The organism is Clostridium sp. KNHs205, assembly GCF_000702945.1.
GTDB lineage: Bacteria > Bacillota > Clostridia > Lachnospirales > Lachnospiraceae > Anaerocolumna.
This window is the reverse complement of record NZ_JNLE01000003.1, coordinates 3,608,052-3,633,823: the sequence shown is the minus strand read 5'-3', so window position 1 is coordinate 3,633,823 and position 25,772 is coordinate 3,608,052. Positions and strand designations below refer to the sequence as shown.

Annotated in this window: 21 protein-coding genes and 1 pseudogene; 4 read left to right on the top strand and 18 right to left on the bottom strand. The window is 38.5% G+C overall.

The annotated features are described in order from the left end of the window. Positions 1-50: 50 nt before the first annotated feature. Together BR73_RS0114960 and BR73_RS0114955 are read right to left on the bottom strand one after the other, a co-directional pair. Complete coding sequence (locus tag BR73_RS0114960) at positions 51-779, bottom strand: histidine phosphatase family protein (protein ID WP_033166189.1); 729 nt, start codon at positions 777-779, stop codon at positions 51-53. Between the two features lie 178 nt (positions 780-957). Then, a complete protein-coding gene (locus BR73_RS0114955) occupies positions 958-1,665 on the bottom strand; it encodes an SDR family oxidoreductase (RefSeq protein WP_242860729.1) in 708 nt (235 codons plus the stop codon). Positions 1,666-1,803: 138 nt separating this feature from the next. Between BR73_RS0114955 and BR73_RS0114950 the strand changes: the two genes are divergently transcribed. Beyond that, complete coding sequence (locus BR73_RS0114950; RefSeq protein ID WP_033166188.1) at positions 1,804-2,139, top strand: helix-turn-helix domain-containing protein; 336 nt, start codon at positions 1,804-1,806, stop codon at positions 2,137-2,139. 17 nt (positions 2,140-2,156) lie between these two features. On the opposite strand, the gene BR73_RS0114945 is transcribed toward BR73_RS0114950, so the two are convergent. Together BR73_RS0114945 and BR73_RS0114940 are read right to left on the bottom strand one after the other, a co-directional pair. After that, positions 2,157-3,062 (bottom strand): AEC family transporter, encoded by a 906-nt coding sequence (locus tag BR73_RS0114945; RefSeq protein WP_033166187.1) that lies wholly within the window; start codon positions 3,060-3,062, stop codon positions 2,157-2,159. Between the two features lie 171 nt (positions 3,063-3,233). Next, positions 3,234-4,082, bottom strand: coding sequence for a DegV family protein (locus BR73_RS0114940; RefSeq protein ID WP_033166186.1), 849 nt, complete (start codon positions 4,080-4,082; stop codon positions 3,234-3,236). Between the two features lie 165 nt (positions 4,083-4,247). Here BR73_RS0114940 and BR73_RS29420 point away from each other — a divergent pair. Beyond that, a pseudogene (locus BR73_RS29420) lies at positions 4,248-4,457 on the top strand (GNAT family N-acetyltransferase); the annotation flags it as partial. A 189-nt stretch (positions 4,458-4,646) separates the two neighbouring features. Here BR73_RS29420 and BR73_RS28815 read toward each other — a convergent pair. From BR73_RS28815 to BR73_RS0114925, 3 genes are all read right to left on the bottom strand, one after another. Next, a complete protein-coding gene (locus tag BR73_RS28815; RefSeq protein ID WP_156034727.1) occupies positions 4,647-4,805 on the bottom strand; it encodes a hypothetical protein in 159 nt (52 codons plus the stop codon). Between the two features lie 368 nt (positions 4,806-5,173). Then, positions 5,174-6,985: an RICIN domain-containing protein gene (locus BR73_RS29415; RefSeq protein WP_081848673.1), complete on the bottom strand. Its 1,812-nt coding sequence runs from the start codon at positions 6,983-6,985 to the stop codon at positions 5,174-5,176. A 30-nt stretch (positions 6,986-7,015) separates the two neighbouring features. Beyond that, positions 7,016-8,797, bottom strand: coding sequence for a beta-1,3-glucanase family protein (locus BR73_RS0114925; protein ID WP_197032669.1), 1,782 nt, complete (start codon positions 8,795-8,797; stop codon positions 7,016-7,018). An 860-nt stretch (positions 8,798-9,657) separates the two neighbouring features. Here BR73_RS0114925 and BR73_RS0114920 point away from each other — a divergent pair. Continuing rightward, positions 9,658-11,022 (top strand): right-handed parallel beta-helix repeat-containing protein, encoded by a 1,365-nt coding sequence (locus BR73_RS0114920; protein WP_033166184.1) that lies wholly within the window; start codon positions 9,658-9,660, stop codon positions 11,020-11,022. A gap of 373 nt (positions 11,023-11,395) precedes the next feature. Here the strand turns inward: BR73_RS0114920 and BR73_RS0114915 are convergent, their stop codons facing one another. Further along, positions 11,396-12,169, bottom strand: coding sequence for an AraC family transcriptional regulator (locus tag BR73_RS0114915; RefSeq protein ID WP_051685217.1), 774 nt, complete (start codon positions 12,167-12,169; stop codon positions 11,396-11,398). A gap of 162 nt (positions 12,170-12,331) precedes the next feature. Here BR73_RS0114915 and BR73_RS0114910 point away from each other — a divergent pair, with 162 nt between their 5' ends. Further along, positions 12,332-13,828, top strand: coding sequence for an alpha-N-arabinofuranosidase (locus BR73_RS0114910; RefSeq protein WP_033166183.1), 1,497 nt, complete (start codon positions 12,332-12,334; stop codon positions 13,826-13,828). A gap of 484 nt (positions 13,829-14,312) precedes the next feature. On the opposite strand, the gene BR73_RS0114905 is transcribed toward BR73_RS0114910, so the two are convergent. The 10 genes from BR73_RS0114905 to BR73_RS0114860 form a co-directional block, all read right to left on the bottom strand. Beyond that, entirely contained in the window at positions 14,313-14,723 is a 411-nt protein-coding gene (locus BR73_RS0114905) for an NUDIX domain-containing protein (protein WP_033166182.1), read from the bottom strand. A 178-nt stretch (positions 14,724-14,901) separates the two neighbouring features. Further along, the gene (locus BR73_RS0114900; protein ID WP_033166181.1) at positions 14,902-15,279 is read right to left on the bottom strand and encodes a VOC family protein; all 378 of its coding nucleotides are present in this window, start codon (positions 15,277-15,279) and stop codon (positions 14,902-14,904) included. Positions 15,280-15,620: 341 nt separating this feature from the next. Further along, the gene (locus BR73_RS0114895) at positions 15,621-16,301 is read right to left on the bottom strand and encodes a 4'-phosphopantetheinyl transferase superfamily protein (protein WP_033166180.1); all 681 of its coding nucleotides are present in this window, start codon (positions 16,299-16,301) and stop codon (positions 15,621-15,623) included. A gap of 130 nt (positions 16,302-16,431) precedes the next feature. Beyond that, positions 16,432-17,859, bottom strand: coding sequence for a four-carbon acid sugar kinase family protein (locus tag BR73_RS0114890; protein WP_347463442.1), 1,428 nt, complete (start codon positions 17,857-17,859; stop codon positions 16,432-16,434). A 44-nt stretch (positions 17,860-17,903) separates the two neighbouring features. Continuing rightward, positions 17,904-19,871, bottom strand: a complete 1,968-nt coding sequence (locus BR73_RS0114885; RefSeq protein WP_033166179.1) for a beta-L-arabinofuranosidase domain-containing protein — start codon at positions 19,869-19,871, stop codon at positions 17,904-17,906. A 145-nt stretch (positions 19,872-20,016) separates the two neighbouring features. Beyond that, positions 20,017-20,697: an aspartate/glutamate racemase family protein gene (locus BR73_RS0114880; RefSeq protein ID WP_033166178.1), complete on the bottom strand. Its 681-nt coding sequence runs from the start codon at positions 20,695-20,697 to the stop codon at positions 20,017-20,019. A gap of 131 nt (positions 20,698-20,828) precedes the next feature. After that, entirely contained in the window at positions 20,829-22,835 is a 2,007-nt protein-coding gene (locus BR73_RS0114875) for a beta-galactosidase (protein ID WP_033166177.1), read from the bottom strand. 34 nt (positions 22,836-22,869) lie between these two features. Beyond that, the gene (locus tag BR73_RS0114870) at positions 22,870-23,895 is read right to left on the bottom strand and encodes a LacI family DNA-binding transcriptional regulator (RefSeq protein WP_033166176.1); all 1,026 of its coding nucleotides are present in this window, start codon (positions 23,893-23,895) and stop codon (positions 22,870-22,872) included. Between the two features lie 91 nt (positions 23,896-23,986). Continuing rightward, positions 23,987-24,793: a carbohydrate ABC transporter permease gene (locus BR73_RS0114865; RefSeq protein WP_033166175.1), complete on the bottom strand. Its 807-nt coding sequence runs from the start codon at positions 24,791-24,793 to the stop codon at positions 23,987-23,989. Then, positions 24,790-25,659 (bottom strand): sugar ABC transporter permease, encoded by an 870-nt coding sequence (locus BR73_RS0114860; RefSeq protein WP_033166174.1) that lies wholly within the window; start codon positions 25,657-25,659, stop codon positions 24,790-24,792. Before BR73_RS0114860 ends, BR73_RS0114865 begins: the two co-directional genes overlap by 4 nt. Between the last annotated feature and the right edge of the window lie 113 nt (positions 25,660-25,772).

The window sequence follows — 25,772 nt, the reverse complement described above, 5'->3', positions numbered from 1 at the left end:
AATGAAATTGGCTGGCATTTGGTATTTATATTTCCTCATTTCCATGTTACCTAGTCATGTCGTTCATCCATATTATCATAGGTTTCACAGAATCTTGCAGCAAAAGCAGGCTCTTCTCCGCCTGCATACAGATGAGAAATATCTCCAAAGGAGCCCATTCTAAAATAAGCTATTCCTTTTCTCCGTTCTTCAGTGATGAGTGTAGTTACTGAGGTAGGTGCAGCACAGAAGCCATGCCATAAAACCATGGGTGAGATTCCCAGCAGATGGCCTAACATTACACATTCAACTCCAAAATGGCAGAACAGAACTATTGAATCAGTATTCGCTCTTACTGCCCGGTATATTTTGCCTTCACGCTCATAACCATGTTTCTTAAGAATTTCGTCAAGTCCTGAATATACCCGCATTGCTTCTTCATAGACATGTCCCTTCTTCATAATCTCTGCTGTATGCCATAGCTGTTTGTCATAGAATTCATTAACTGCTGTCCAGTCAGCCGGAAGCCAGTCCCAGGGAACTCTTTCTTCTCCTGTGTTAACATCCAGTATTGGAGCATGAAATTCTCTTAGCCAGGGAAGGACTTCTGCCTCTCGCTTTAGCTTATTTAAGGTTATGGAAGCAGTATCTTTTGCCCGTCCTAACGGTGATACGTAGAAAGCATTAATATCCATTGGCAGTATCCTGTTTGATAGAAGCTCTGCTTCTATCCAGCCTTTTTTTGTAAGAGAATCTATCGAATAATCGGGATCTCCATGTCGAATTATAATTAGTTTCATTATTTCCTCTCGTTCTGCCGCTAATAGCAGCAAGTCTTTTGGATGAACTTTGTAAAGATTTTATTTTATACTTATTTAGAATTGTATCTGTAATAATAGCTTTTAAATATTTTTTACTTATTATGATGTAAGCTAATTAATTATTACTTATTCTAAGTATAATTTAAAATCTATAAACTTACAACTGTACTCTATCATTTAAATCTAAGGTACGTATAACTGATTCGGAAGTAGCACTCTGCGGATATATTACTTCCCCATATATGCTCATGGTGTATTTATCATACCAATATTTTGCAAGAATATCAGGGTCATCTATACCGCCAGTATCTGATTTTAGAAATAATCCTAAAATAATATGTCCTACAAATATTCCTTTTAATACTAATTCCTTCTCAAGACTTAAGATATAACTTCTAAGACCGGCTTTAGCAATACTTGCATCTGCCATTTGAGGGTTGGGATAAACAGCTGAGAGACCGGAAGTAAATAACAAGGCCCCGCTTTTTTTCTCTAACATAACAGGCAACACTTCATTAATACAATGAATTGCTCCAAGAACATTACCTGTAAATGTATCTTTAACTTGTTCAGCAGTTAAACTAAGCACCGGAGATGGGGCATAATGATCTATTCTCGGGCTAAATTCTAATATATCAATATTACCATATATAGAATAGATTTCATTAATGACTTCACTGATTTGATTTTTTTCGTAGATGTCAGCACTATAATAAGCTGCTTTTATGTTATGTTTCTGTAGCTCCACAGTCATCTCAATCAATTTACTTTCATTACGGGCAATTAGTATAACTTGATAGCCATTCCCACCAAATTGCCGGGCCAAAGACATACCAAGTAATCTTCCTGCGCCTACAATTACCATAGTTTTCAACAGTATAGCCTCCTTTAATACATGTAATTAACAATTTACAGATTTCACAAGCTTGCTTATAATGATTATAAACTAAAATAACTAAATCGTAAGTACGCACATTTTTGTGCCCTGTTATGAGGAGATAATATGAGCATAATTTATGAAGGTAATTGTCCAATTATATACGCATTGAATATTATTGGAGGTAAATGGAAGCTACCGCTGTTATGGCATCTGGCTAATTCCAAACAAGGTATACGTTATAATGAATTAAAAAGAAAAGTAGTTGGAATAACTAATATTATGTTGACAAGAGCATTAAGAGAGCTGGAGGAGGATAATATTGTAAAACGTGTCCAGTATTCTGAAAATCCTCCTCACGTTGTATATTACTTAACGAAGCAAGGGGAATTGCTTATACCATCTCTGTTAGATATAAAAGAATGGGGTTTAGTTCTTCAGAAGCATGAAGAAAATGAATAAATACTCTTTTTTATTACTTATAATAATATAAAGCTCCAAATAGGTGTAGTAATTAAGGAAGCTAAGGTTGAGAAAATAACCAGATTAGTAGCAAAAGCTGCATCTCCATTGTATTTAGAGGCAAGAATACTGGTTGTTGCTCCGGCAGGCATTGCAGCCAAAAGCACACAAACGCCTGTTACAAGTGAATCTATATGTAATAAATAACAGGGTATATACACAAGAACCGGTATTGCAATAAGCCGGATTACTGTAAAGAGGAATACTCGTTTATCAAACATTTGTTTTATATTAATATCTGCCAGAATCATTCCTATGATCATCATTGAGAGTGCCGTATTACAGCTGCTTAAGGTTAAGAGGGAGGATTCCAGATATACGGGCAAGCTGATTTGCGAAATCATTAGCATAATACCAAGAATACAGGCGATGATACACGGATGGGTAATTACCTTTTTGACTAATGTTTTCTTATCCGGTGATTCGGTAAATACGGATATTCCGGCTGACCACATAACAATCCGCTGGGGTATCAGATAGATGGAGGCCAGTGTCAGCCCCATAGTACCAAATACTCCTTCTGCTACCGGATTTCCCAGAAAACCAGCATTTGAACAGATTGTACCGTATTGGAGACATTTCTTCTTTGGGGGTTCTATTTTATTGTACAGTAAATGACCAAGCATTGTGCAGACAAGCTGTATAAGTACCGATATGATAAGTACACCTGCAAAAGTTACAAGGATGCTTGCCGAGAATTCTACCATAAAAGATTTAATGATATTACAGGGAAGTATTAAATACAATACCAAGTCTGTAATATTTTCCTGCCCCTGAGCTCCAATGATACCCTTTTTCTTTAAGATAACACCAGCAGCTACCATTGTGAACATGGTAAACTGCAGATTAATCAATTGCTGCATCTGATTCGCTTCTTTCTGCCTGAATATTATTTGAATGTTTTTTATTGTACCTTTATTTATAGAATTAGTCAAATCAACATATTCATATTTTGGGTATTGTCAGTCAGATATAAAAAAGGCAGCTGAAAATCCTGTTGGATCCAGTGCCTGTTTTAATAATCTATTCTAATCTTAGATTTCGGAATAACAAACGCCAACTGTACCGGGGCCGCAATATACTCCCACGATAGCACTTATCTGACCTATAAGGTATACATTCCTGATACGAGGATTCCTACGTAATTTTTCACATACCTTAAGGGCTTCTTCCTCTACATTACCGTGAATGACATAGGCATCGCAGCTGTTCTTATCACTGATTTTCTCTCCTAATTCTATTAACCGGTTAATGGATTTCACTCTTCCCCTTATTTTTTCACAGGTATAACATTGCCCGAATTCATCATCAAAGCTTACAATAGGTTTTATATTCAGGATATCTCCTATTGTACCGGGAATTTTGCCGATTCTCCCGCCTTTTATGGCATATTCCAAGGTTCCGAATACAAAATACAAGCGCAGTTTCTTTTTCATGTCGGGAATCTGCTTTACGATTTCATCAAATTCCTTACCCGCTCTGATTAATTCGCCACATTTTTTAAGAATAATACCCTGTATTACAGAAGTGGATTTGGTGTCGTACATAAAGGTCTTGATGTTTTTGAATTCTTTACTTATTAAATCTACTGCATTTACTGTTCCTGATATACCGCTGGAAATATTGATGGATATAACATGGGTATAATTTTCCTTTTCCAGTTTTTTATATAGGTTCTCAATGTCCTCCATGGATGGCTGGGAGGATTTCGGAATTTCTGTCTTCATATTGACATAGACTTCTACTGGTGTAATATCGATACCGTCGGTAAATTCTCGTTCCTTATATAGTATCTTAAAAGGAAGGACATGTATCTGGTATTTCTTAATGGTCTCCTCGTCTATATCACAGGCAGAATCTGTAATTAATGCAATCTTCTCCATATAAAACTCCTTCCCGATAATAGAGAATACATAGTTACAACATTCATTATTGCCAGATATAACCGGTATTAGTACTAAAGTTGTGTTATGTAGTTATCATAACCAGATTAGCACGTAATTTTAATCTTATCAACAAGAAAATAATCGGCAGTAGTAATATGTCATTGGAAAGCCATTGAACAGCTGCATCCTGAAACCGAAGTATGGGAAACACATACTCCTTATTTTGAAAAGAGGAATATTCATTTTTATGTAAATAAATGCGGATTTCATATTGTGGAATTCTATAATCCATTTCATCCTATGCCTCATAAACCAAGCAAGGAGGTAGCAGGAGGCGAGTACTTTTTTCATTTTGAAAAGAAAATGAAATGAACAATATCAGAAAGAAGCTGATCATAATAACAAAGAAAAGTAAGATAGCTGGATAGCCAAAGATTATCAGGCATACTATGAATAAGTGTTAGTGGAGATACTCTTATAAAGGCAGTATCTCCAACGAACACAATCAACAGGAATATGGTTTTTCGCCTCAAACATACAATCCCTTAATTAAGTTTAACTTCACATATCATCTTCCTCATCTTCAAAATCTGAATCGTCGTCCTCATCGAAGTCATCAAAATCTTCGTCGTCTCTCCATTCATTTAGATAAGAATAATCCTCCTCTATATCAACAAAATCTTCATCTGATAAATCATCTATTTCATCTTCATCATACATACTCTCTACCCTCCTTCTTTTTATATGTATATATTTTTAGAAGAAATTCTACGGTATTAATTTAGCTGTATTACAACTATTTTATGCATGATAAATTCAAAGTTTTAACATTTTTACAAATACTTTGTAATTAATTACAAATTTATTGGATTCTAATTGTACCTGCTGCTGACTCAGCTTGAGACATCGAATACATTAAAATTATAGGAATATCTTATTAATAAGATAACTAATATGAAATAGAAAAGCCTCTGCTTTCGTATTAATCTGTAAGTTATTGCCCTTATCAAAAAAGAAGCAGGCTTTTTACATGATTATTACAAAAAGCCAGAGGCTTTTCCAGATTAATTGTTTATAGGACTAATACTTTATTCACTAAAATTTGCTCTTACTGTGTCGCCGATTGCATTTAAGAGACTCTTAGTTTTATCCGTTGTATCCTGGCTTAATTCCCAGATCATAATACCGCCTACATTATCGCATGCCCATTGAGTCTTCTTCTTTATGGTAGGTATACCGTTATAGTATGCTTCCATACCATTTATCATAGAAGTATCTGTATTGTAAGCCTGAGGATTAACTGCAAGTATTTCGGCGTAAGAAGCCCAAGAGGGTCTGCCGTAGAAAGGAACGCCAAGAACTACCTTCTCAGCAGGCATATGTCTGGTATTCTTCCAATATTCAGCTGACTTAACAGCAAACTCATAAGTGGAATGCCTGTCTCCGTCTCCGCCGTCATAAGCCATAACGTTAAACCAGTCTACTACGCTGATTACCTTATCAGTTTGTCCGGCAGAATCCCAATAAATTACACCTTCCGGTGTTACACCGCTTAACACGGCAGCAGTTAACAGCATGTTATTCTTATTAAGCTCACTTCTTAAATAAACCATCAAAGCCTCATACTGGTTTTTACTTGTGCCATCTGCTCTTGGATGCTCCCAGTCCATATCCACACCATCAAAACCATATTGCTTTGCCATAGCAACGATGGCATCACCGAACTTCTTAATTTTTTCAGGTGTACTGGTAGCTGACATAAAGGTAGCTTCCAATGGAGTTCCGTTGTAGGACCAGCCACCAATGGCAAGGAGGACTTTAACACCCTTCTGGTGTGCCTGGCTGATGATCTGTACGGCAGCTGAAGAATTCTCCAGTGGCAGCAAAGCTCCATCGCTGGTTGGAATGGCAAAAGCGTAATTTATATGTGTAAGGTTATTATACTGTATTGTGTTAATCTTATCGGGCTGCCAGCTTGGATAATAGCCAACTACCTTAAATCCTGTAACAGGCTCTCCAGGGCCGCCTGGGTCCGTTGTTCCGGTAAGAAAGGACCACTTCTGAGCATCAGTTCCGTTATCCGTATACTGCTGAACAGCGGTTCCATCTGCTGTTGCTGAACCTTTAACATCCATAACAAGTCCGCTCACTTTGGAAGTTACCTTGTAATAACCGTCTCCGGTGCTTTTAATCTGCCATCTCTGAGCATCTGTTCCGTTGTCATTCCATTGCTGGAGCTGTACACCGCTGGTTACAGAGCTATTGGGAATATCCAGAACTTTACCGCTATGTACCGCTGTTATCTTATAATAGCCGTCTGCCTGTTTTTCTACTTTAAATTGCTGATTTGTAACGGATGAATCTGTCCAGATTTGAAGCTTTGCTCCATCTGCCGTTGATTTATCAGCGATATCCAGTAGCTTACCGCTGATCTTACTTGATATACGATAGGTTCCGTCAGCAATTCCAGGTGTTTCAGGATTTCCGGATACCAGTTCCCAAACAGCTGCTACTCCGGGTGTTTCTCCCTGTGTCCACCATTTTGCTTTATACACAGCTCCATTATAGGTTACATAACTTCCGCCGGTATATGCTTTACCTGCATTCCAGGTTTCATAATTACCGCCGTTGGCAGACACCAGTTCCCAAACAGATGCCACTCCGGGTGTTTCTCCCTGTGTCCACCATTTCGCCTTATAATCAGCTCCGTTATAAGAAACCATGTCACCGGCTACATAAACCTTGGCACTGTCCCAAGCTTGAAAGGTACTGGCAGATACGGAAAAAGAGCCGATACCTCCCGGCAGGATACCATTTGTTCCGGGCAGAACAGTTGTTATGAAAAGCGCTGCAAGTGTTAATATAACCACACCCAGGAGCTTCCTACTTTTTTTAATCATATAATTCCCCCTTCTTATTTTAATTCATTTTTACCAGCCAACTCTGATTATCAGACCCTTTGGATCTCCTACCTCCAGATAAGAGGCCTGTCCGTTTACATCATCGTAGCAGAAACCATATGCCAGTCCGTCGATACTGTGATCGTGCCAGAATTTTGCGTAATAATTGGCAGGAGCAGCTTTATAGTACTTGGAAGGATTGTTCCAGTCCGCGGTATTTCCATACACATGTCTGTTAAGAGCAGCGCAAACTTCAGCATTACTGGCCTCACCGATCCCGAGTAAAATATCTCTGGTTGGTATGCTTGAATACCCCGCGAAATAATTCGCATAGGTTCCGCCTGTATTAAATGGTCCGCTGATAGGGCAAACGATTCGATAAGGAGCCTGCAGGGTTCCCAAAGACTTGAATTCTGCAGGAACTTCATTCTGATACTTGGTAAACAGGCCTGCTCTGGTTTCAGATTCCAGTTCTCCTACTGTCCGGTCATAATTACCAGCTTTATTTACAAGCCTGTGCTGAACCGGGAACCCAAACTGATCCACTCTTGTGGTATTACCGTGATATCCGGCATCATCTACCGTAAATTCTACAAAATCAAAATAAATGTTACGGTTAGGGTCCGTGGGATTATTGATATCCGGGCCGGCAAAACCATCATTGTATGTTTTAATATAGCAAGGTGAGCCTACACTGAGGAACATCCTTCCGGAGGTTATTTTCGGAAGATTCACCCAGGAGGTTTCACTTACTTTGTGATAGATATTAGCATAATTTATTCCGTTTTTGGTCAGATGTCCCGCCGCATCATTAAGTGCTGCAGAAATTGGAATAAGATTACCGGAAAGATCCAGATAGCACCATGCACCGGTAGCCGGATTTTTTCCGATTACACCCCAGTATATTTGACTGTCTGAATAAGCACCTCCGGTACCATTCATAACCTTCACACTGACTCCGCCTCCAGAAGGATTTGGTATGGAGGACGCAGCTATTGAATAAATGGAATTACCCGTTCCTCCACTGGAATCCCCTACCAAAGTAAAGGACCATCTCTGTGCATCGGTTCCGTTGTCTGTATACTGTTGTACTACAGCACCATCTGTGGTCTGTGAGCTTCGCACATCCATGGCCAGTCCGCTGACTTTAGAGATTACTTTGTAATATCCTCCTCCAGTATCTATTATGCTAAAGCGCTGAGCACTGGTGCCGTTATCCGTCCATTGCTGCAATTGCACACTGTTACTCAGAGAACTGCTCGGTACATCCAGAACCAGTCCGCTGTGTACTGCGGTTATTTTATAGTATCCATCGGATTGTTTCTCTAACTTAAACTGTTGATTCGTTGTATTACTATTACTCCATTGTTGTACTTTAGCTCCGGCAGCGGTTGACTTATCCGTAATATCAAGAACTTTCCCGCTGACTTTGCTGGTTATCCTATAAATCCCCCCGTTTTTTAGTCCGGCTGCTTGTCCTGAGTAGGTATAAGTTGAAGTGTCATAAGCTGGGGTGCCATTGTTATAGGTAAAGAAATATTCAATAACAGAGCCTGTAGTCCATTGAACGCTCTGCTCATACCTTGCTGCCCCTGAATTATAGGACATTCTCAGGTTCTGCTGATCACCTGAGTTCACTTTGTAATGAATATCCACCCAGGTTGTATTTACGGTTGACTTAAACCAAATTACCGCATTGCTGCCGGAAACATCTACTCCCTGCGTAAAGTCTGCTGCTGAGACTTTCATTGAGAGCAGCATCGAAAACATCAATACCAAAACTAAGCCGCATTTAAGCAATTTCTTTGTCATAGCTTCCCTTTCCTTTCTTATTGATATGACTTCTTATACTGACTTCAAGCAACATCAAATGTTTTGGTTTTTTATTATTTCTGTTCACTCCTCCCCTCATTAACTTTTGTTAAAAATATACAAAAGTCACACCTACAACTATAATTTCGGTGATTTAGAAGAATATGTAAATGTATAATCTTGTGATTATTTGCTTATTTTTGTTTTATGTAAATTAATGGGGTCTGATTCGTCCAAATAAAGGCTGATATTTAGTGATGTTTACCTTATTACGACTAATAAACCAACTATTTTTAAGCAGAAAATACGAACTTTTCAACTACTTTATGAAATTAATGGTAATTATCACATACTTTTTAAATTTTATATTGCTTATTTTGGAAATAAATGTTATCCTGTATTTGAAATGTAAGCTCTTACATATTTATTTATTATCAGGAAGTATATTTGTTAAATTTGTCTTATAAAAGGCAATCCAATACCTATATTTATCAAATATCTTATGTGATTATTATATCTCTTTATATGTAAGCTCTTTCAATCTATGCTTGGAATATTTTTATAGAACTTTTCTACACATATTTACAATTGGCTTTCAAGGATGTGAAGAACTTTTAAATAATTGATTTATTTCTAAGGATAGTATTATCTGACTTTCAGCTTAAATGATATATACATGATTATGAGGATGAAGGAACCTGCGGAATTTATTTTATTTATGAAAGGAGGCGCAGAAGAAAATTATTGAGGAGGTATTTAGCGTCTATAGAACATATGTCTAAACTGGTAAAGAAAGGAGGCTCTTTTTTAATAATACCAAAATCATATGTTTTAAAGAAAATAAAAGGAGGTAAATAATTATGAAGTGTATCAAACGTATTAAAAGTATTATACTTTGTTTGGCTCTGGGGTTTTCTTTGCTTTATGTACTAACACCGATGGTCCCCGTAGATGCCGCAACCACAGTAGTTCACAATTTCACTACCAGCGGGACAAGCAGTTCTTTCTTTTCGATTACCGGTAACCTGTCCACCTCAAAAGGCACAGTCACTTACAATGGCCTGACTCTTACCCAATGCCTGAAAATTGAATCATCAACAAACATCACCTTTAACACCACCGGATCCTCAACCTTAAAATTAGTATTTAATAATGAAAATAATACAAGAATTAAGGTTGACGGAACAAACTATGCCATGACAAACGGTATTGTCAGTGTATCTCTGGGAGCAGGCTCTCATACCATTGCAAAGACCGATGTTGCAAATCTGTATTATATTGAACTGACAACAGATGGAGGAACTACACCTACAGTTACGCCAACTCCAACCGTAACCCCTACGGTAACACCCACTCCTACTACGCCTCCCGCATCCGGAGATATCATTCTTACTCCCAGCGGTTCCATGACCTTGCAGCAGGCAATCAATACCGTTCAACCAGGAAAAGCAATTTATCTGAAAGCTGGATCATATACATATTCCAGTACAATTGTTATTGCTGAAGGGAATAACGGTACTTCAAGCGCAATGAAAAAAATATACGCTTACGGAGATGGCGTTCCTACAGTGGATTTCTCTGCTATGTCCGAGAATTCTTCTAACAGAGGAATTGTATTAGCAGCAAATTACTGGCATATCAAAGGTATCACAATCAAAGGAGCCGGTGACAATGGAATGCTTCTGGCAGGACACAATAATACAATTGAGAATTGTACTTTCAGAGAAAATCATGATACCGGACTACAACTATCAAGATATAATACCTCTTATAATTCAATTAGCCAATGGCCCAGCAATAATCTGATTATTGGCTGCCTGTCTACAGAAAATGTTGATTCAGGCCGTGAAGATGCAGACGGATTTGCAGCTAAGTTAACCTGTGGTCAAGGAAACAGATTTGAGAATTGTACAGCTATTTATAATTGTGATGACGGATGGGATTTATATACCAAATCCGACACTGGCCCGATAGGTGTTGTAACTATGGTTAATTGCGAAGCCTCCTATAATGGTAAATTTACAGATGGTTCCCTTACCGGTGGAGACGGAAACGGCTTTAAACTTGGGGATGACACCGCTTCTGTTCCACATGTGCTAAGAAACTGCAAAGCCAATTACAATGCGAAACACGGATATACCGGAAACGGAAATCCTGCAACTTTAGTTATGGATAACTGTACCGGTACGGGTAATGGTGGCAAATTGTTTGACAGAATAAACTAGTACTTCTATCTGCTATAATTAACAGTTTGCAGAAATAGGGGTAACCCAGCTTACATTCATCCTAAAATTCTACTTACCACTAAGCAGGTAATTAATTATGTGAGTTGGTGATTAATTTGTGGATTGGTAATTAATAATGTGAGTTGGTGATTAATTTTATAAGCTGCCTGTGTTAAATAATTAATCTAACAGACTTTTCTGGCAATATTTACAGCCTGCAACCTTTCATTTCCAGGTTACAGGCTGTTAGTGATATATACCGCATGGCTCTTCTTCTTATTGGTTCATAAGCTTTCTTAATGCCTGTTAATAAGCTAATTCCTATATTTTTTAATTTGAATTTCCTGAAGCTTAAGCATTGTATTTCTCTGCCTTATTTACCCCTAAACTCACTGGGCGTACATCCGCAATGAGCTTTAAATATCCTGTTGAAGTGGCAGATATTCTGAAAACCGGAATCAAATGCTGCCTGGTTGATAGTAACAGTATCATTCTTCATAAGGTACTGTGCTTTTTGCAGCCTTGCCTGAATCAGCTCCTTTTTCGGAGTGCTATGAAAGAACAGTTCATAATATTTGTATAACTGACTTTTCCCAATATTGAGCATTCCACACATTTTTTCTATGTCCCAGGGCTCCTCACAATTTGCTAACACCTGTTGTCTGAGACTAAGTAGTTCAGGATATATATTTTCTTTATGTTCAACCGGGATAGCCTCCCGCAGTTTACCCCGGTGCAAAAGTATCATCAGCTGATGTATATATAAATCAATCATTTCCTCTGATTGTGACAGCTTATTTATAAATTCCTGGTAAATCTTTTTAAGCAGCCAGTTAAGCTCATCTGTATTGTCCGGATAAAAAATTCTATTTTGTAGTATTTCATATTTCTTAATCTCCTCTTCCTTGCAGAAGAAATGCATATAACTATTAAAGAATTCATTATCTGCCTGATAATGCTGATAGATGCCGGGTGTGTATAAAATACAGGCTCCGGATTTCACCTTTACCTGTCCATGATTCTGAAAATAGAAGGTCATCGGTGATAAAGTTAATAGAAAAAGGTAGCTGGCAGTACCAGCAGGCCGCAAAATTATATCTTTGTCCGGGTTATGTGTGTGATATCCACAATAATCAATTGTTATCATCGTTTCTCTCCTCTTTAACTTTGGAAAATCCTATGAAACTATAAGTAAAGCATATTTATTATCGGAAGAAAAGTCAATACATTAAGAAATTAGGTTAATTTCTTTTTATCATAGCCTGTTATAATTTAGATAAAATATATGATTAAAAAAGGAGTTATTAAAATGAGAAAATCGAAAGTAAGTATCGACAAACATTTTATTGTAGGGGATATTGATAAACGTATCTATGGTTCTTTTATTGAACATCTGGGACGTGCTGTGTATGAAGGAATTTATCAGCCAGGAAGTCCCTTTGCTGACGAACAGGGTCTTAGAAAGGATGTTATTAACCTAATACAACAGCTGAATGTTCCCATTGTTCGTTATCCCGGCGGAAATTTCGTATCAGGTTATCATTGGGAGGATGGTGTGGGACCTAAAAGCGAACGCCCCGAGAAGATAGATCTTGCCTGGAACGTAATTGAAACAAATCAATTTGGCCTTAATGAGTTTATGGATTGGGCTGGCAAAGCAGGCACAACCCCGATGATGGCTGTCAACCTTGGAACCCGTGGGGTGGATGACGCAAAGAACATAGTTGAATACTGTAATTTAAAAGGCGGCAGCTATTACAGTGATTTAAGAAGAAAACACGGATACGAGCAGCCCCATGATATAAAGCTCTGGTGTCTGGGAAATGAAATGGATGGTCCCTGGCAGATGGGACATAAGACTGCAATGGAATATGGAAGAATTGCTTCAGAGGCAGGCCGTATCATGAAAATGGTGGATCCTTCCATAGAACTGGTTGCCTGCGGAAGCTCCTCTCTTAATATGGAAACCTTCGGTACCTGGGAAGATACCGTACTTACTGAATGCTATGATCAGGTGGATTATCTTTCTTTGCATCAATATTACGGAAATGAAGCCGAGGATACACCTGCATTTCTTGCAAACACTGTTGCAATGGAGAATTTTATCAGTTCAGTAATCTCCATCTGCGATGCTGTAAAAGCTAAAAAACGCAGAAGCAAGACCATCAACCTTTCTTTCGACGAATGGAATGTATGGTATCATTCCAGGAAACAGGATGAAAAATTGGAGCGATGGTGCAAGGCTCCTCATCAGCTGGAAGACATCTATAATTTTGAAGATGCACTTTTGGTAGCGGGTATGATGATTACCATGCTGCGCCATGCAGACCGTGTCAAAATAGCCTGCCTGGCACAGCTTGTTAATGTTATTGCCCCTATTATGACCTCCGATACCGGTGCCTGGAAGCAAACCATCTTCTATCCTTTTGCTCTAATCAGTAATCACGGTACCGGAACAGTGTTAAATACGGTTATAGATACCCCTGTGTACGAGAGCGTTCACGGTGATGCGCCTTATCTGGATTGTTTAAGCATTATGAATGAAGATAATGAAACCCTTACATTCTTTGCATTGAACAAAGACCTTGATTCACCGATGGAAGTAACCTGTGATTTACGCCAGTTTAAAGACTACAAGATCAAAGAGCATTGGGCCTTAAGCCATCCTGATTTAAAGGCAATCAATACAGAAGAATTTCCGGATAATGTGGCTCCTGTCAGATCAGACAGTGCTAAAATTGATAATGGGATTCTGGAAGCTGTATTAGGGGATAAGAGTTTTCATGTAATTGTACTTGGTAAATAATTTTAATTATGCATTAGCTCGAAAGGAATGTTTTTCACAAAGGGGACGGGGAATTGCAGTAAACAGGAAGAACTCATGCTTCAATTTCAAGGTATAAGAAGTCCTAATTCTCTGAAGACTTTGTGCTGGGCATACTGTAAAACAGATAACTCGCTACGCTCAGACAATCTGTTTTACAGTATAGCACAAAGTCTTCAGAGAAAAGGACTTCTAATACCTTTCCATAGGCACATTCGTTCTTCCTGTTTACTGCAATTCCCCTGAAATCCTTTTGAAGTATGGTTTTTTACACTTATCTTAATTAATAAATTTGTAAATTTATGTTGAACTGTAAAGAATTAATTAAACCTTATGTACACATTTAGCTACCAAGAGAAACAGCAGAACGAATTTATAAACTAGCTTATTAATTAATCCCTCTGTTCAAATTAAACCTTAAAGAATTAAGTAAGCCAAATTTACATTGGAGTCCTAATTAACTGCATTAGTTATTAACTGCTAAGGTACTAATAACCTTGTTCACAAGTTCTAAGTGAAGCAATGGATAGGTAAGATTACTTGGTATCTCAGAAAAAAATTCTATTCTTTCAATTTCTGAATCAGGTAATTCATCAAACTCTTTTATTTCAGCGTAAAAAAGCATCGCATACCTTGATAATGAATATGTACATATTGGTATAATATCAAAGCTCTTTGCTCCTGTTTCTTCAAATAATTCTCTTTTCGCCGTATCAAAAATCGACTCATTTTCTTCTCTATGTCCTCCTGGTACCTCCCATGTATCCCTATCCTTATGCCTGCATAATACCCATTTGCCTTTGAACTTGGATACAATTACAGCAGCGAATAACAAAGAATCCTCAATTTCTTCAATTCCATAGAATTTTACTTCCATTAAATCACCTCATTTTGGTTAAATTGGCTTTCCTTTTAACACGAGGACATAACTGACCAAGCCTGTCCGTTGACATAATTTATACCATTCTTTTGTAAGATATCTCATAGGATGTTCTCCTGCAGATTCATGTATTTATATTATAGCTACAGATATAATAGTTATAATTTTACAAGTATCATGCTTTATTATCTTGGGCACAGAGGCAGAAAGGATGTCCGGCTGGATCTATCATAGTGACCCATTCATTTCCGCCAAATTCTGATTCTGTTTTCCTGGCTCCTAAAGCTTGAGCATATTCTACTGCATCAGAAACATTTGGAACCTGAAAGTCGAAATGCATTTGTTTTTGCTGTTTTCCCTCTTCCTCAGGCCAGGTAGGTGGGACATAATCCTCCTCTTGAATGAATAAAAATACGATTCCATCTTTACTCAATGCAGGACGTCCAAACATTATGCTTTTTTCCCAGCCAAGTAATTTATGATAAAATTCACACAGACTCTGTTCATCGTCACAATCCACCATTATATTTCCCAGACGTATTCCGTTTAACATAGTTACTCCTTTCTAATGCTGCTTATACTATAAGCTATCTTATTACCATTAACTCTGTATGCCATCTTTTAGTAATCAATTACAAATACCTTCCCATAGTACACCATTTTATTCCATATTTCAATCTGATTTTCATTAAGCGTTTTCCTGGTCAGGAATTATCAGGTTAATACCTTCCTTCCATACGAATCCCTTCCCCGTATAAATGTGACCGTAAACTTGACTGTAACTCTTGCTTCCTTTCACTAACTCATTTTTTTGACTTTTAGAAGTTTTTTTGAAAGGACCTAAAAGCAATTTGAATTATCCTGTCTAAATATCGTAAATATCCCCTGTCACTACTACTGAATAATTAATTCTTCAGCCTTTAGGAGTTTTATCACATCAGAAAAACTGTTATCCCTTCCGCATACTGCCATTTTATAATCCGGATCAAGCTTATATTGTTTAAAGCTATAATTCCTTGGATCCTCTTTGGATTTAAAGATTATATCCCCTGAATGAATACGAAAGGAAAAGGAGTTAAGCGGAATCGAAAGCCCTTTTCCCACTGCCTTAATATAAGCCTCTTTCAAGGTCCATAATTCATAAAAATAAGATAAACGTTCTGAAGCCTCCCTTTGCATCAGCTCCTGATATTCCTCCTGGCTAAAGAAACGCTTTGCAATATCAAGCTCTATTGGTTGAACTTGTTCAACATCAATACCGACAGGTAACCTATGGACAGCACATACAATCCAATCTCCTGCATGAGAGGTATTAAAGCAGAAATCCTGCTGCAGTTTTAAAGCGGGTTTACCATACTCATTGTATTCAAATTCAATATCTTCATTTTTTCGTCCTAATTTGTCAGTTATTATCCGTCTGACCAAGACATCACTGATTAAGGAACGCTGGGCATCCTGGATTCTGTGAAATCTTCCGATTCTATCCCGCTTCTCCCCGGATACATTACTTAAAAGCAGCTGATATACATCCTGCGGTAATTGGTGTTTTAAATTTACAGCAAAAATTTCAATCATATTCTCCTACCTTTATCTGATTATATATACTGAACCAAGCTTTTGATTATAAAGTAACCTTAAAGAGCAATTTTTTAAAATGATCATAGGCTGACAGTAATTGCTGTACTTTATAAGGCAGCTTTTTCGCTTAAATTAATTCTTGTAAGATTTTCTTTAGCGTCTGACTCTTACCAACATTTCCGGGGAAGATTATATAGGGTATTCCCGGAAATCGGCTATTTTCATCTGTTTTCCAAACAGGAATTCCCGGCTGAATCTGACCTAACACATATGCCTTGCGAACCTTTAGTGCTTTCACCCCGATGTCACTGGAGGTAATTCCACCCTTTGCAATAACAAATTCCGGAACTGTACCCAGTTCAGATACCAGCTTAAGTACCGATTCAGAAATCTTTACAGATCTCATAAGTGCATTTTCTTTCGTATCCTTTTCAAGGGTCAGTAATTTGCGTTTCGTATAGGTAACAACTGTTTTACCTTCCTCTATCAATGCTTTACTAAGTGCTGTAACCCGTTTTACCTCTTCCTCCAACCTGTTCTCCAGTACCAGATCCGAATTAAATTCCAGAAATTCCAGCTCCTGCATATCCTTTAAAGCTTCCAGCTGTGCGGTTGTCTTCTTTGTATGGGAGCCTATAACCACAATACCGCCTCTTTTTAAAGGTGCAGTAATCATATCCCCTTTTCGGAGTAAAGGCTGATCAGATATTCCGCCTATAACCTTTACAAAATCAGCGGCAGTTCGGAACAGATAATGCCTTCCCTCCTTAATTGCACGGTACAGGGCAACGCAGAAAGTTTCCAGGCAACCTGAATCTATGGCATTAACTATGACCTTCCCAAAACCTTTTACACCAAGCAGCGTCTCCTCTATTGCCTCCAGATTGACACCTTGAAGTTGGTCTAAGCTGACAGATTTCACTTCCTCTGCAAGGTAAGCACCACCTGTTTTTTCTTCGATATATTCACAAAGATTGGAGCGGGTATAACCAAAGGTTTTATCTCTGGCAAATTCTGTATCAGCTGCAGGTATAAGCTCATCTTCATATTTGACATAATGTACATTGTCAATGGTATACCTTCCACCAGCTTTAAAAAAGGGAATCAAGATTTCTCCGTCTACCTTAATATCCAGTCCTTTTTCCAGCTCTTCTTTCAGAAGACAGGTTTCAAGGGGATAATGCCCTCTTAAGGTAGAGTCTCCCCGGCTGATAATCTGAAAACTCATTCCTGTTTCCTGGGATGCTTTCATAATGTTTTGCGCAATTTCAATATGTACCAGTGTGGTCTGCTGCTCTGTCATAGCCCGTGAGTTGGTCAGAATATAAAAAACTCTGTCTTCGCTTAAAAATCCCTCAAGAATACTTTCATAATTCCAATCCGTGTAAACAAAAACATCATGAACTGCCTGAACACCGGTGGGATCATCATCCAATACTATAATTTTTAGCTTATTACTCTCGATTTCCTTTGTTAGTAAATCAGCTACTTTACTATTCTTATATTCACTATGCTGGTATTTCTTTTCAACTTCTGCCAATATCAAACGTTCCAAGGAAGCCTCCTAACTTAATAACCAAACGATAATTTAAGGATTCATTATTTCACAGGATAAGCTACGGGAAGCCATATTCTCATTTCACCATATCCCCTGTTGTCCCAGGCAAAATATGGAATCAAGCGAACCGGCAATTTACGGATTCCTTCATAATGTAGCGTTTGATATAATGCATTGCGATTATAATCTACCCTGTTATGTGCATACAACTCGCCTTCTAAAACCTGAATTTCCCTTCCTGCAATTTCAAAGGATTTCTCTTCAAATCTGGTATCAGGAGTAATCAACAGGTCATCCAGCGTCTCTATATCTGCGTCATTGGATTCCACGCAATATACTAAGGGACCTTTCTCAACTGCCACCTGATTACTGTTTTCTTCCACTAAAGGATGGGAAACAGTCAGGCGAGCTGCCATCTCAAAATATACTTCGATTTCTGCACCCTCAAGCTGATTAAGCTCTACCGGGATAAAGGTATTGGCATCTTTCTTTGATAAGCTTCGCTTCGCTCCGTCAGAAAGAGTAATGAATCCGTTTTCTGCCCAACTGGGAATACGGATGTTAATAATAGCTCTGCCATCCTTATTAACCTTAGTGATTTTAAATTTGATTGCACCTTCATAAGGGTAATTGGTTTCCTGTAAAAACTCAAAATCCGTACCGTTATCCAGTCTGATATGCGCTTTATTAGCTCCATACATGCCAAGATATATCGAATCCTCAGATACGGAATAAGCATATTCATAGCTCTGTGCCAGATTACGTGCCAGGTTCGGAGGACAGCAATAGCTGGTTATGTATTCCGTTCTTTCCAGAGACCATACCATTTCAAATTCCAGCTTCTTTGCTCTTCTTAACATATTCTCGTAAAAATAACGTTTCCCGTCCAGACTGACAGCGGCCAGATTTACATTAAGCATGGTTCTTTCAATGATATCCAAATACTCAGCCTTTTGTTCTATATTAAACATACGATAAGCCCACATAACCAGACCAATGTTAGCACAGGTCTCATTATAAGCAGTGATGTTGGGCAGCTGATACTCATAGCCAAAGGACTGATGGGTTTTCTGGTCCTTAAAGAAATTACCATAGGGGGATACGCCGTTATACAATGCACCACATCCGTTGGTAAGATACAGTTTGTGCTTTAATAAATCCTCCCATACTCTGTGCAGCATATCCTTATAGTCTTCATCTCCAAGCTCTACGTACAGATCTGCTACACCGCTGTAGAGGTAATTGGAGCGTACGGCATGTCCAACAATTTTTTCATGCTGCTTTAGGGGTATTCTGTCCTGGTTATCATCCGTACCGTCTTTTACGGAATCTCTAAGCTCAATAGCCAGCTTCGCAAGTTCCAGATACTTATTGTCTTCTGTTGTACGGTACATCTCAATCAGTCCCATATAGTGGGAGGGGCATACTGCCGTCTGTACTTCACCGGTTCTGGCAGCTTCCTGATACAGCTCATAGAGATAATCTGCGGTCTTCTTCGCTATCTTCATAAAATTATCCTTGCCGGTAATTCTATAATGAAGACATGCACAAGTGAATAAATGACCGAAATTATATACTTCAAAATCATTGATGTCACCCATACGGGATATTCCGTTACTGTTCATTTCACCGATAATCTGTTTGGTGGACAGGTAACCGTCAGGCTGCTGGGCACGACTGATTAAATCAATATATTCCTCAATCTCATTTAAGAGTTTCTGGTTATTATTTTTAGTGGCTGTGTATAAAGCTGCCTCCATCCATTTATAGAAATCACCGTCTCCAAAGACAGTACCACTATGTTCTCCCTGTGCATCTCCCGCGCAAATCTTAAAGTTTTCAACTACGTGGCTGATATCCTTGGAATCAAACATATGCTTTAGCTGTGGTACAGTAGCCTCTGCACAGATTTTAAAGCTTTCTGACCATAAACCTCCGGTCCATTCAACAGCATCAAAAGGCAGGGATGATACTTTCGCGTAGGGTGATTTTTTTGTATTTGTTAACATAGATACCTCCATTCTGCCTTAGGCAGTTTATATGATTCAGGTCAAAAGTATACTGTTGTCTCAATAACAAAGCAAACTTTCATTCTTCAGAAATTATTTCTTTCAAATCGAATTTAAATATTAGCTTTGTTTTGTCTCAAGTTTTTTACAAAAGTCCCTTTTGTATTAATGCTTCCTTTAATGCTATTGCACCGTAACGGGGACTGGAAACAACCGGCATATTGCAGGTCTTTGCAAGCAATTCCTCACAATATGCCATGGAACCCTGACATAACAGAATAACATCGGTTTCCTTCATAATTTCAGAAGCTTTGCTTAACATAAGGCTTTTGAATTCCTCCTGATTCGCTCCAAAAGCATCGATTAATCCATCCACCAGTGTGACTTGTTGTCCTAATTCTCTTGCTACACGCTTCACAGTGTTCTTTGTAGGCTCAAGGGTTGTCGGAAGGGTTGCCAGTATACCGATGCGGCCGGCTTTCTTCGCTGCTATTCTGACAGCATCCTTACACATTTCTTCGTCAATTCTGACAATGGGAATGCCCATATATTTTGCCAGGTCCTGGCTTGCATCAGCCACTTCACCTACAGAGGAGCAAAGATTAAGAATTGCCTCCGCTCCGTCAGCTACTGCATTCATATACAGGGTAACCAGCTTACCAGCTGCCGTTGCGGTCACATATCCTGCTTCTCTGGTTTCTGCTAATATAGAAGGATCCTTGTAGCTTAATAACTCAACGCCTTCACCGATATTTTTTTTCACTTCCTGCTCTACCATGTCAATCAGTTCAGGAGTTGTACTTGTATAAACTAATCCAATCTTCATAACTACCTCCCTGTTATTCTCACTAAATGTCTTGTAAATCGCAGTCTCTGCAATTATGTTTTACTGGTGATATTGATATAAAAGCTCTAAATGAACGTTTCTTCTGTATAGCTTTCGGCCTGAACAAGCCGCTAAGCTAAAATCAATACATCGGAAGGGAAAATTTGAACTTTTCCGCTATAAAACTTATCATCCAGCAGATTCTTATATGTTGCTGTTTTAAGATCAATCACTCCTGTGTTTGTGCCATGATTGATAATAAATATAAATTTACCGTTTTCATTTGTTCTGGTGGTAATCTCTATATCTCCTTCAAATTCAAATACAGAGGACAGCTTTGCATTTTCACATATCTCCTCAACCAAACCGTTTAAATAAGCTTCTTCTACCTGAGTTCCCAGATAATAAGCTTTACCTTTACCGTATTGATTTACAGTAACAGCCGGCATTCCTGTATAAAAATCACTGCTATAAGCTGCCAGCACCTCTGCACTGTCAGTATGTAATACATCACATAGGAAGCTGCACATATATTCCTGGCTGCCTGTATTAATTCCAGTCATTTTTATTGTATTCTTCTCTGTCGGATACAGGGCATCCACTTCCTCGACCCATACCCCCAGGACCTCACGAAGCTGTCCGGGATACGCCCCGAAGATACAGCGGTCATTCTCGTCCACATACCCTGACATATAGGTGGCAATTAAAGTACCCCCGGCTTTTACAAACTGTTCCAGCCTTTCAGCCACCCCTTCTTTGGTCATATAGAGTAAAGGAGCTATAATTACCTTATAATTTGAGAAATCGGTGCTTTGTTTGATAATATCTACCGGTACATTCTGATAATAGAAAGGTTTATAATAGTAATGAACCTGCTCCAGATAGTTCATATCCTTTGTCGGTCCGCTGGTAAGTTCTAAGGACCACCAGTTATCCCAATCAAAAATAATACCTGTCTGGGATTGTGTTCTGGCATTCACAAAGGTATTGTCAAGTTTTTTAAGTTCCTGGCCAATCTCTGCACATTCCCTGAATATCCTGGTATCTTCACTTCCATTATGTGAAACAAAAGCTCCATGGAATTTCTCCTGTCCGCCAACAGATTGCCGAAGCTGAAAATAAAGACAACTGTCTGAGCCATGAGCCAGACCCTGATATGCAATTTTTCGAATTTCACCGGGACGCTTCAATTTGTTATAAGGCTGCCAATTCTGTTGATTGGGTGATTGCTCCACTACCAAAAAGGATTTACCATCCTTGGTGGCACGCATAATGTTATGCTTCAAGGCAGGAAAACTTCGTTCATCCGTAGGTGCAGGATAGTTATCCCAGCCTGCATAGTCCATCTGAGGGACCATTTCGAATTGGTTTAATTTTTTGATATAACCTGATATGTTTGAAAAAACAGGTAAATGTGGGGTTGCTTTTTTTAATATCTTTGCTTCATTGTTATAACAATCTATGGTAGAGGCTGTAACAAACCTCATATAATCCAGTTGAATAGCAGGATTAAAACGATAGTCGTCATTTAATTCTGTGGGCAGCATTATTTCCTCAAAGGAGGTCAGGGTTCTTCCCCAAAAGGAAGTCGTCCACTTATCATTGAGATTCTCAATTGTCTGATACCGTTCCTTTAACCAGCTGCGGAATTTCTTCTGGCAGTTATCACAATAGCAATAGGTTCCATACTCATTTGCAACATGCCAGCCAAGAAGTCCCTGGTAATTCTTATAACGTTCTGCCATAATTGTTGCAATAGCAGCAGCTCTCTCTCTGTATTTCTCACTGTTCACACAGAAAAATACTCTCATGCCATGGGTTCTCTTACGTCCGGCAATATCCACCGGCAGAACCTCCGGATATTTCCTGGACATCCAGGCCGGCTGCGCACAGGTCGGTGTCGCCATAATCACACGAATTCTATTGTTCCATAGTTTATCTAATATCTTATCCAGCCACTCAAACTGATAAACTCCTTCTTCCGGTTCAAGCTTTGCCCAGGAAAACACCGGTAGTGTTACAGTATTAACCCCTGCTTTAGAGAACAGCTCCATATCTCTGTCTATTGTTGCTTCATCCCATTGATCCGGATTATAGTCACCCCCGAACAGGACAAAAGAATTCTTTATATTATCCATTATTTACTCCTCTTATATCTTATATAAAAGGTTATTACATGGAATGGCCTTTCACACTCTGTCGTTCTACCAAAGCCGTTTTCATCTCTATTTTCTGGATACCTTCCGATTTGCCCTCTATTTTACTTACCAGAGAATTAACAGCAACACAGCCGATTGCATATTTAGGTGTCTGTATTGTTGTCAGGGGAGGGTCCATCATACTTGATATGGATATATCATCAAATCCAACAATGGAAATGTCCTCCGGAATCCGATATCCATTTTCACGAAGAACACGAATTGCCCAAATAGCTATAATATCATTATCTGCAAAAAAAGCAGTGGGCATATTCTTCATGGCACCGAGATGCTCTTTAAGCTCCAGATAAGCTGCATCACCACCGGCAGAGGTGAATTCCACTATGTTGTCTTCGTTTATCTTAAGATGATTCTCTCTGCTCGAACGAAGGAAACCATAATAGCGCTCTACGAAATTATTCGCATTACCTTCTACATGTAAATAACCTATCTCTCTATGTCCCCTGGAAACGAGATGTGATACAGCCAGGTCAACTCCCTGTTCATTGTTGATCGCCACACTGTCCAGATCTTCACTTCCCATGTAATTATCAATAATAACAGTAGGTACATGCATATCGGTAAAAAGTTTCATCTGTTCTTCTACCATCTCTGTTGCCAGCAATAGAAGTCCTTCAATCTGCTCTTCTTTGATTTTTTCAACATCCGAAGCGATGGACTTGCTGTCTGAGTAGGTAATCATCAGCTTGTAACCACAGTTCTTTACCTGATACTCTACACCTTCTATAATACCGGTAAAAATCTGAGAAAAATAAGGAGATGCTTCTGCCTTTGTACCATTTTTCCGGTATACAAGGAAAAGTATCTTTTTCTCTTCAACAGTATCCGGTAATAAATCTTCATAACCGAACTCTTTTAACGCACTAAATACTTTATTTCTGGTAGCTTCACTGACACCGGGTTTATTATTTAAAACCAGTGAAACACTAGCAGGTGAAATTCCCAGCAACTTTGCTAATTCCTTTGATTTTACAGCCATATTTCATCTCCTAAATTCAACTAAATATTTTAAATAATTTTAGCATTTAATTTAGACCCTGTCTACTGAAACCCGATTTAAAATTAGCAAATTATTTTACAGAACCAAGTATTCCTTCAACAAATTGCTTCTGGAGCAGGAAAAATACCAGTATTGTCGGTAACGTTGAGATTACAATTCCCACCATGATAACTCCATAATCAGGAGTAAAACCGGCAGCAAGATTCGCAACTGTTAGCGGTAATGTGAATTTGGAATTACTTTGTAATGCAATCAACGGCCACATATAGTTATTCCAGCTAGCCATAAAAGCAAAGATAGCCGCAGCTGCATAGGTTGATTTCATCATCGGAACAAAGATTCTGAAGAAAATCTGAAATTCCTTACAGCCATCCACTCTTGCAGCCTGTATGGTCTCAAAAGGAAAAGCATGTGTGTTTTGTTTAAAGAAGAAAACTAAAAACGGAGCACCCAGAGCCGGCAGTATAATACATAAATAACTATTCAGCAGCCCAATCTGAGCAAACATACGAAACATGGGAATAATTCTGGCTGCAAAAGGAACCATCATAGATGCAATCAGCACCATAAACAATATCTCTCTTGCCTTGGAGGGAAACATAACAAATGCATAACCGGCCAGGGAACATATAATAATGGAAGCTATGGTAACAACAACTGCCAGGTGCAGGGAATTCAGAAAGGCTCTGCCGATATCTGCCGCTGCAAAGGCCTTTTCAATATTATGAAACAAAGCAGCGCCAAAGGAAAGCTTACCCATGGTAATATCCTTTGATTCATTTGTTATACTTATTATCATCCAGAGAAACGGAGAGATGGAAACAAATGATACGATGATTAAAATAATATGCTTAAACAAATAAGTTAATTTTTTCATTTTTCCCTTAACACTCCTTTCTGGACAACAGTAATAACGCCGACTATAATAAATACTGCGTAGGAAACTGCTGCTGCATATCCATAACTGGGAACAAAGTTAAAGGATAAATCATATATGTACTCGGAGATGGTACGAGTCGCATTACCCGGTCCACCATTGGTAAGGTTTACAACTTCATCAAATAATTGCAGAGTTGAATTAAGCGCCATGATACTAGTCAGGAAAACAATAGGCTTTAAAAGTGGTACAGTAATTTTCGTAAAGGAATGGAAAGAGTTACAGCCATCAATTTGTGCTGCCTCATAGATGGAGCCTTCAATGTTTTGCAGAGCTGATAGATAAAAAATCATGTAGTAGCCTGTATACCGCCAGATCAGTGCTATGATGATTACCGCTTTAGCCCACGAGGCATCCAGGACAAAGGCTATAGGTGCATCAATGAGATTTAACTTTACCAGCATATTATTGACAAAACCATCAACAGAGAAAATATTCTTGAACAAAATGGAATAGGATACCATGGAGGTTACACAAGGAAGGAAAATACAGGTCCTGTATATACCTCTCCCTTTCAGCCGAGGGTCATTCAGCAGCACTGCAAATATCAATGACAGCAACAGCATTATTGGTATTTGTATAACCGCATACAACAAGGTATTGCCAACTACAGTCCAAAAGGTTGAATCGCGAAACATTCTTTCATAGTTTGCCAATCCATTAAAGGTAAGATTAGCACCTTTTCCTGTTTTAAGAGATAGGAAGAATGCTTGAAGCATAGGAATATAGCTAAATATCAGTATGAAAAATGCTGCCAGAAAAATCATTGACCAGGCAACGATAGTAATTCTTTTTTTCTTGTTCATTAAATCCTCCTATATCAGCCGAATATTAGTTTTATCCTCTTCCAAGTATAAAAGGCTTTATAAAATATCTTTTTATACTTTAAAGAGAATAAAAAGACTTTATTAAATGGCTT

Coding starts and splice junctions, on each gene's coding strand:
- BR73_RS0114950 (WP_033166188.1), top strand. CDS start 1,804: ATGAGCATAATTTATGAAGGTAATTGTCCAATTATATACGCATTGAAT.
- BR73_RS0114915 (WP_051685217.1), bottom strand. CDS start 12,169: ATGATAACAATTGATTATTGTGGATATCACACACATAACCCGGACAAA.
- BR73_RS0114865 (WP_033166175.1), bottom strand. CDS start 24,793: ATGAAAAAATTAACTTATTTGTTTAAGCATATTATTTTAATCATCGTA.
- BR73_RS28815 (WP_156034727.1), bottom strand. CDS start 4,805: ATGTATGATGAAGATGAAATAGATGATTTATCAGATGAAGATTTTGTT.
- BR73_RS0114900 (WP_033166181.1), bottom strand. CDS start 15,279: ATGTTAAACGGAATACGTCTGGGAAATATAATGGTGGATTGTGACGAT.
- BR73_RS0114905 (WP_033166182.1), bottom strand. CDS start 14,723: ATGGAAGTAAAATTCTATGGAATTGAAGAAATTGAGGATTCTTTGTTA.
- BR73_RS0114955 (WP_242860729.1), bottom strand. CDS start 1,665: ATGGTAATTGTAGGCGCAGGAAGATTACTTGGTATGTCTTTGGCCCGG.
- BR73_RS0114910 (WP_033166183.1), top strand. CDS start 12,332: ATGAGAAAATCGAAAGTAAGTATCGACAAACATTTTATTGTAGGGGAT.
- BR73_RS0114945 (WP_033166187.1), bottom strand. CDS start 3,062: ATGCAGCAATTGATTAATCTGCAGTTTACCATGTTCACAATGGTAGCT.
- BR73_RS0114925 (WP_197032669.1), bottom strand. CDS start 8,797: ATGACAAAGAAATTGCTTAAATGCGGCTTAGTTTTGGTATTGATGTTT.
- BR73_RS0114880 (WP_033166178.1), bottom strand. CDS start 20,697: ATGAAGATTGGATTAGTTTATACAAGTACAACTCCTGAACTGATTGAC.
- BR73_RS0114875 (WP_033166177.1), bottom strand. CDS start 22,835: ATGGATAATATAAAGAATTCTTTTGTCCTGTTCGGGGGTGACTATAAT.
- BR73_RS0114920 (WP_033166184.1), top strand. CDS start 9,658: ATGAAGTGTATCAAACGTATTAAAAGTATTATACTTTGTTTGGCTCTG.
- BR73_RS0114860 (WP_033166174.1), bottom strand. CDS start 25,659: ATGAACAAGAAAAAAAGAATTACTATCGTTGCCTGGTCAATGATTTTT.
- BR73_RS0114940 (WP_033166186.1), bottom strand. CDS start 4,082: ATGGAGAAGATTGCATTAATTACAGATTCTGCCTGTGATATAGACGAG.
- BR73_RS29415 (WP_081848673.1), bottom strand. CDS start 6,985: ATGATTAAAAAAAGTAGGAAGCTCCTGGGTGTGGTTATATTAACACTT.
- BR73_RS0114960 (WP_033166189.1), bottom strand. CDS start 779: ATGAAACTAATTATAATTCGACATGGAGATCCCGATTATTCGATAGAT.
- BR73_RS0114870 (WP_033166176.1), bottom strand. CDS start 23,895: ATGGCTGTAAAATCAAAGGAATTAGCAAAGTTGCTGGGAATTTCACCT.
- BR73_RS0114895 (WP_033166180.1), bottom strand. CDS start 16,301: ATGATTGAAATTTTTGCTGTAAATTTAAAACACCAATTACCGCAGGAT.
- BR73_RS0114885 (WP_033166179.1), bottom strand. CDS start 19,871: ATGTTAACAAATACAAAAAAATCACCCTACGCGAAAGTATCATCCCTG.